Source organism: Lamprobacter sp. (assembly GCF_034860625.1).
Taxonomy (GTDB): domain Bacteria; phylum Pseudomonadota; class Gammaproteobacteria; order Chromatiales; family Chromatiaceae; genus Lamprobacter.
Map to the genome: position 1 here is coordinate 1 of NZ_JAYESN010000186.1, position 6,236 is coordinate 6,236.

The 6,236-nt window shown below is 63.8% G+C and carries 7 protein-coding genes; 2 read left to right on the forward strand and 5 right to left on the reverse strand.

Annotated elements, in window-relative coordinates; genetic code table 11:
• Positions 1–355 (forward strand): hypothetical protein (locus VBE63_RS23480; protein ID WP_323685441.1); only part of this gene is annotated, 355 nt, incomplete at its 5' end.
• A gap of 22 nt (positions 356–377) precedes the next feature.
• Here VBE63_RS23480 and VBE63_RS23485 read toward each other — a convergent pair.
• A complete protein-coding gene (locus VBE63_RS23485) occupies positions 378–1,070 on the reverse strand; it encodes a TVP38/TMEM64 family protein (protein WP_323685442.1) in 693 nt (230 codons plus the stop codon).
• Positions 1,071–1,209: 139 nt separating this feature from the next.
• Here VBE63_RS23485 and VBE63_RS23490 point away from each other — a divergent pair, with 139 nt between their 5' ends.
• Complete coding sequence (locus VBE63_RS23490; RefSeq protein ID WP_323685443.1) at positions 1,210–2,127, forward strand: sterol desaturase family protein; 918 nt, start codon at positions 1,210–1,212, stop codon at positions 2,125–2,127.
• Between the two features lie 83 nt (positions 2,128–2,210).
• On the opposite strand, the gene VBE63_RS23495 is transcribed toward VBE63_RS23490, so the two are convergent.
• The 4 genes from VBE63_RS23495 to VBE63_RS23510 all read right to left on the reverse strand — a co-directional run.
• The gene (locus VBE63_RS23495; RefSeq protein WP_323685444.1) at positions 2,211–2,987 is read right to left on the reverse strand and encodes an ABC transporter permease; all 777 of its coding nucleotides are present in this window, start codon (positions 2,985–2,987) and stop codon (positions 2,211–2,213) included.
• The gene (locus tag VBE63_RS23500; protein ID WP_323685445.1) at positions 2,984–3,976 is read right to left on the reverse strand and encodes an ABC transporter ATP-binding protein; all 993 of its coding nucleotides are present in this window, start codon (positions 3,974–3,976) and stop codon (positions 2,984–2,986) included. Before VBE63_RS23500 ends, VBE63_RS23495 begins: the two co-directional genes overlap by 4 nt.
• A gap of 64 nt (positions 3,977–4,040) precedes the next feature.
• Positions 4,041–5,579, reverse strand: a complete 1,539-nt coding sequence (locus tag VBE63_RS23505) for an efflux RND transporter permease subunit (protein WP_323685446.1) — start codon at positions 5,577–5,579, stop codon at positions 4,041–4,043.
• A 349-nt stretch (positions 5,580–5,928) separates the two neighbouring features.
• Positions 5,929–6,236, reverse strand: a 308-nt coding sequence (locus VBE63_RS23510) for a BspA family leucine-rich repeat surface protein (RefSeq protein ID WP_323685447.1), incomplete at its 5' end; no start/stop codon positions are given.

The following is a 6,236-nucleotide window of genomic DNA, read 5'->3' on the forward strand; positions in this document are numbered from 1 at the left end:
GCTGGTCTTCGTCTACAACGCCGATAGCGGCCTCTTCAACACAATGGCCGACATTGGCCACAAGCTTTTCTCACCCGCGACCTATGCTTGCGACCTGTGCGCCATCACTCATGGCCTGCTGAGCGAGCGTGCCGAATGGCGTTGCTTCATCGAGTCCCTGGACGCGCCTTGCGAGTTCCTGCATCGCGATCAGTTTCGCGCGCGCTTCCCCGATGCACAGGCGCCTCTGCCGGCGATCTTTCGTTGGTGCGAAGGTCGGCTGTTGCTCTGCGCCGACGCGACGGCCATTGCCGCCTGCGAATCGCTTGCGGATCTGCAGGCGCTGATCCTGGAGCACTGCCTGGACGAGCGGTAAACCAAGCGCGATGGAGGTCGAGTCAGACCGAACCTGGGTGGCTTTCTCGCGGTCTGTCTGCGCCGGCCTGCCGCTGACGCAGCCGCGCGATCAGCCGCGGCAGGAAGGCCACCGCGGCCAGCAACGCCAGCGCGATCAGGCCGTTGCGGATCAGCCCCTCGCTGCCGGCCATCGCCTCGCGGCCAGCGAAGCCCAGGTAGGTATAGGCCAGGGCCCCCGGCAGCATGAACACCAGGGTCGCCAGCAGATAGGGCAAGAGCCGGATGCGGGTCAGGCCCAGCGCATAGTTGAGCAGGTTGAACGGGAACAGCGGCACCAGCCGGGTGAAGGCGACGAAGCGCCAGCCCTCGGCCTCGACACCCTGGATCAGCCGCGCAAGAAGGCCCTTGGCGCGTGCCTGGACCCAGTCGCCGGCGAGATGGCGCGCAATCAGAAACGCCAAGCTGGCGCCGAGCGTGGCCCCGATCAGGTTATAGAGCGTGCCCCAGAGTGGGCCGAACAGGGCGCCACCGGCCAGCGTCAGCACCGCACCGGGCAGGAACAGCACCGTTGCCAGCGCATAGAGTCCGATGAAGATCAGCGGTGCCGCGGCACCAGCGCCGCTGACCCAGGCCTCCAGTGCCGCCAGGTCGAGCCGATCGCGGTAGAGCAGGGCGGTCGCCACCGCGCCGACGAGCAGCAGGGCGCCGAGGGCGCGGAGCAGCGTGCGATGCATGGCGGCCTCCGGTGGATGCGTGAAAAGATCGAGACGTTCAACCTAATCGTTGATCAAAGGATTGCGATCTGTCAAGCTTCTTCCCTCATCAACCCGGGCTTCGGCCCCAGCTGACCCCAAGGCGGAGAGACGCTGCACGATGGACAGTTTCATCCAAACCCACGAGGCGATGATCCGCCTCGGCTTCTTCCTCGGTGTGTTTGCGCTGATGGCGATCTGGGAGGTCATCGCGCCCTCGCGCGCGCGGATGCTGACCCGCGTGCAGCGCTGGAGCAGCAACATTGGCCTGGTGGTGTTGAACACGGTGCTGCTGCGACTGCTGTTCCCGGCCGCCGCGGTCGGCATGGCGCTGTCTGTCAACAGTGCCGGCTGGGGGCTGCTCAATGCGCTGGCCTGGCCGTTTTGGCTCGAGCTGCTGCTCGCGCTGCTGGTGCTCGACTTCGCCATCTGGGTACAGCATGTGCTCTTCCATGCGGTGCCAGCGCTGTGGCGGCTGCATCGGGTCCACCATGCGGATCTCGATTACGATCTGACCACGGGCGCGCGCTTCCATCCGCTCGAGATCATCCTGTCGATGCTGATCAAGTTTGCGGTGATCGCCGCGCTCGGCCCGCCCATCGTCGCGGTGATCCTGTTCGAGGTCATCCTCAACGCGATGGCGATGTTCAACCACGCCAACATCGCGCTACCGGCCTGGGTCGATCGCCCGTTGCGCTGGCTGGTCGTGACCCCGGACATGCATCGGGTGCATCACTCGATCGAGGACGACGAGACCAACTCCAACTTTGGCTTCAACCTCTCCTGGTGGGACTGGCTGCTCGGCACCTACCGTGCCCAGCCGCGCGCCGGCCAGCAGGGCATGACTATCGGCATCCGCCAGCATCGCGAGCCCCGGCGCGTCGATCGGCTCGACGGCATGTTGCTGCTGCCTTTCGTCGGAAAAGTGACCGAGTATGCGATCAACCGCCGGCAATGGGCCGATGCGCCTGAGCCACACGAGGCGGGAGCGCCAACTCAGGTGCACAAGGTCAGGGAGACGCGCTTGGATGAACGCTGACACTCAGGAGGTATCACAGCAACGCAACAAGTCTGCGAAGCCGATCCTCAGCCGAGGTCATGGCGCAATGCGTCGCCTGTCATTTAGCTGATCCAGCGCCGTCGGATGCTGAACAGACTGAACAGAAACAAGCCGACGCCATAGACGCAGAGGATGCCCAGATCGAGCGCGAGGGGCAGACTGTTGCCGCCATGCACCGCGCCATGCAGCGCATCCGCGCCGTAGCTCAGGGGTAGGAGCCAGGCGAGCGGCTGCAGCAGCAGCGGCAGATCCGCAATCGGAAAGAATAGGCCGCAGAGAAAAATCATCGGGAAACGAAAGAAGTTCGATAGCGTCTGGGCCTCGAACACCTCGGTGACGGCCACGGCCACGAACAGCCCGAGAAAGGTCGAGACCACCGCGATCAAGACGACCGCCACCGCGAACCAGCCCCACGCCACTGGCGTGAGATCGACCAGGAAGGCTGCCAGAATGATGGGCACGCAGGCGTTGGCGACGCCGAACAGGATCGCGCCGCTGGTCTTGGCCAGCATCAGCAGCTCCAGTGGGATCGGGGCGAGCAGCAGCCGCTCGAAGGAGCGGCCCTTTTTCTCGAAGGTGACCGTGATCGCCAGCATCGAGGTCGTACCGAACAGGATGGCGATCGCCACCACACCAGGCAGCAGCGAGCGGATATCCTCGACGCCGCCGGAGCGGATGAAGAACATGCCGGTCCAGACCAGTGGAAAGAGCAGGCCCCAACTGATGTTGGGGGGCTTGAGGTAGTAGGTGCGCATGTCTTTGCGCAGGATGCCCCAGAAGGCGGTTGCCCAAGGGCGCCAGCGGGTGCGTCCGCCCCTTTCCATCGCGGCATGATTCATTGGCCACCTCCCGCGCGCTCGCGCTCCTGACGCATGGCGTCGGTCGCGATACCCGTGACGCGCACGAAGACCTCTTCCAGCGATGGGCGCAATCGGCGTGCCTCGAGCACCTCGATCCCCTGTTCCTCAAGCCAGCGCACGATAGCGCCCACGCGCAGTGCCGCGCCGGCCTCGGTCTCTGCCTGGAGCACACCGGGCTCCGGGCAACTGAAGTCCAGCTCGGGAAAGGCCGTGTTCAGCCCGCCCGGCACGTCGTTCAGTCCAGCGCGGCTGGTGATCCGCACTCGCTGCCGGTCTTGCAGCGGCTCGAGCAGTTGTGCAATCGAGTCGATCCGCACGATCTGGCCGGAGACGATGAAGGCGATGCGCTCACACAGCCGCTCTGCCTCCTCGATGTAATGGGTGGTCAGGAAGATGGTGGTGCCAGCGCGGTGCAGCTCGGTGATAAGCTGGCGCAACTGGCGGGCGCTGGCCACATCGAGGCCGGTGGTCGGCTCGTCCAGGAACAGGATCTGGGGTCGGTGGATAATGCCGGCAGCGATGGTGAGCCGGCGCTTCATCCCCTTGGAGTAGCCGCCGAACTTGCGTCCTGCTGCTTCACTGAGGCCAAAGGCTTCGAGCAGTTCGCGCGCCCGGGCCTTGCGCTCGCGCTTCGGCAGACCATAGAGGGCGCCGCAGAAGCTGAGATTGTCACGGCCGCTGAGCTCGGGGTAGAGATTGCTTTCATCCGGCACCACACCGATCAGGTGCTGGGCCGCGCGGGCTCGGCGCGTGCAGTCGATGCCACCCAAACGGATCGACCCGGCATCCGGGCGCGCCAGCCCGGTAAGCAGATTGATCGTCGTGCTCTTGCCGGCGCCGTTGGGGCCGAGAAAGCCGAACAGCTCGCCCTGGTGCACGCGAAACGCGATCCCCGCGACGGCCTCGACCCTGTCGAAGCCCTTGGTGAGGCCCTCGACGACGATGGCGTCGGGCCTGTCATGCGTCATTTGCATTCCCTCTCCTCGAGTATCTGGGAGTTGGTGAGGTTCATGAACCGGGGCCGTCGCCTGCTCAACCAGCCTGCACCGGGTGATGACGCCGGTCGTGGGCGCTTGATGCGCGTGCCGGCTGTCGGTTTGCGATCACATACAGACCGGGCATCAGGAACAAGGCGACCAGCATTTCCATCCCCAAGCCGCCGATGGCCGCGACTGCCATGGGTTGCAGCATGTCCCCGCCTTCGCCCAGGTTGAGCGCCAGCGGTAGGAAGCCGATGGTGGTCGTCACTGTGGTCATGACCCGAGGCCGCAGCCGCAGTCGGGCGGCATCGAGAACCGCCTGTTGGGGTGAGCAGGCCTGCCGCTGCGCCAGCTCGTTGGCATAGGTCAACAGCAAGACGCCGTCGTTGACCGTCGCCGCCACCACGACCAGGACGCCGATAATGACCGTGGCGCCCAGCGGGATTTGGGTCAGCGCCAGCAAATACACCACCCCGGCCAGACTGACCGGAACCGTCCCCAGAATTAGTCCTGGCAGTTTAAGGCTGTTGAACTGAACCGTCAGCACGATGAACGAGAAGAACAGCGCGAAGGCCAGCACGGCCAAGACGGTCTCCGTCATCTCGGCCATCATCTCCGCACTGCCGCTGAGCGCGAACTGATAGCCGGCTGGTCGCTCGATGCGGTTCAGCGCCTGGCGCAGTTCGCGCACGGCACCGGCCAGATCCTGACCGACGCTATCCGCCTCGACGGTCACCTGCCTGATCTGATTCTCGCGGATGATCTCCACTGGCCCGGCGCCCAACGTCACCGTCGCGATGTCGCGCAAGCGCAGCACCTTGCCCGCGGCCAAGGTCAGCGGTAGATCCTCGATCGTCTGTCTGGAGGTCAAGCGCGCCTCCGGCACGATTAGGCGAATGGCGTAGTATTCACTGCCCTGACGGTAGCGCGTGGCGACCGCTCCGGTGATCAGCGTGTGCAGGGAGGTCGCGACATCCGCCACCGACACACCGAGCGCGGCGGCTTTGACGCGATCCACCCGGACCTGATACTCGGGCTTGCTCAGATCGACGGAGACGAAGACATTCTCGAAGGCATCCAGGTTGCGGATCTGCTTCTGGGTCTTGCTCGCAAGCTCGGCCAGGGTGTCCATGTCTTGCCCGCGAACCTGGACGATCACATCCGAGGCACGCAGGCCGTGAATACCCTTGATCGGCATCTGTTTGACCATGACCTTGCCGCCAGGCGGTTGCTGCTTGGCGATGGCGCGGCGCAGGCGGGCGACGTACGCCTTGGTGCTGATCTCCCGCGCGGCCTTGGGGATCAGTTGGATATCGACTTGTCCTTGGCTCAGGGTCAGAACCAGGCGCTCGACGCCACCCGCCACACCACCGGTCAACCCGCCCAGGATGGCCCCAGCGAGGCCACCGACACCGCCACCAACGGGTCCAGCGAACGCGAGTCCCAGGGACGCACCCGTTCGCCCGCCATGGAGCGCGCCCGCCACACCAGCGGCTGAGCCAGCGACGCTGCCCGTGGTACCACCAATCTTGCGACCTAAATCGCGGGTCATGACGCGCGGTGAGCCACAGTTCGGACATGAAACAGACATGATGTTCTTCCTCCAGAATCGTGTGATCAAGGGTGAATGAAGCAACAGGGGTGTTGCTTCATCTCAGTAGTACAGTGCTGAATTCTGGTTGACTGCAGGCTGAGGAAGAGCACAGAGAAGAAGGAGCGATGAAGAATGAGGGCGGGATGTCTCGGGAGGGGATCGTCAGAGGGTCGCGGTCGAGCCTGACGGAGCACCGGCGTGCTTAGTGGTCGCTTGGGGGTCTTGTGGTAAAGATGACCCATTGGAGTGAGCGACGCGGGGGGAGTGACTCTCTCTTGGTAAGAGAGTATTCAGACACACCGCGCGTTTGACGGCGCGGTGTAAGCTGGGTTGGGCGTTTCCGCTATTATGCGAAGAAATCACCGGTGTCGTTCAAGCCGATGAGGCTGAGTGCATCGCTGTCGAACGCTTCTGCTGAGGTGAGTTCAGCGTGACTGGAGGCGTTTTCTGACAGTTGATTTGAGTTGATGAACCAGCCCGCAGGCCACTTTGATTGGTCTAGGTGAGGGGCAAAGCCTTCAGGTGGCTCTGAAATTAACGGGGTATTCCAGTTAGAGAGGTCTTGATCGAACTTTTCAGCTTCGTAAAACATTCCTCTCATATCAGTGACATTGGAAGTATCCCAGTCACCAATGTCCTGATTGAAGGATGTAG

Excerpts from the sequence above, each read along its gene's own strand:
- VBE63_RS23500 (WP_323685445.1), bottom strand. The coding sequence starts at position 3,976 with ATGACGCATGACAGGCCCGACGCCATCGTCGTCGAGGGCCTCACCAAG.
- VBE63_RS23490 (WP_323685443.1), top strand. The coding sequence starts at position 1,210 with ATGGACAGTTTCATCCAAACCCACGAGGCGATGATCCGCCTCGGCTTC.
- VBE63_RS23495 (WP_323685444.1), bottom strand. The coding sequence starts at position 2,987 with ATGAATCATGCCGCGATGGAAAGGGGCGGACGCACCCGCTGGCGCCCT.
- VBE63_RS23485 (WP_323685442.1), bottom strand. The coding sequence starts at position 1,070 with ATGCATCGCACGCTGCTCCGCGCCCTCGGCGCCCTGCTGCTCGTCGGC.
- VBE63_RS23505 (WP_323685446.1), bottom strand. The coding sequence starts at position 5,579 with ATGTCTGTTTCATGTCCGAACTGTGGCTCACCGCGCGTCATGACCCGC.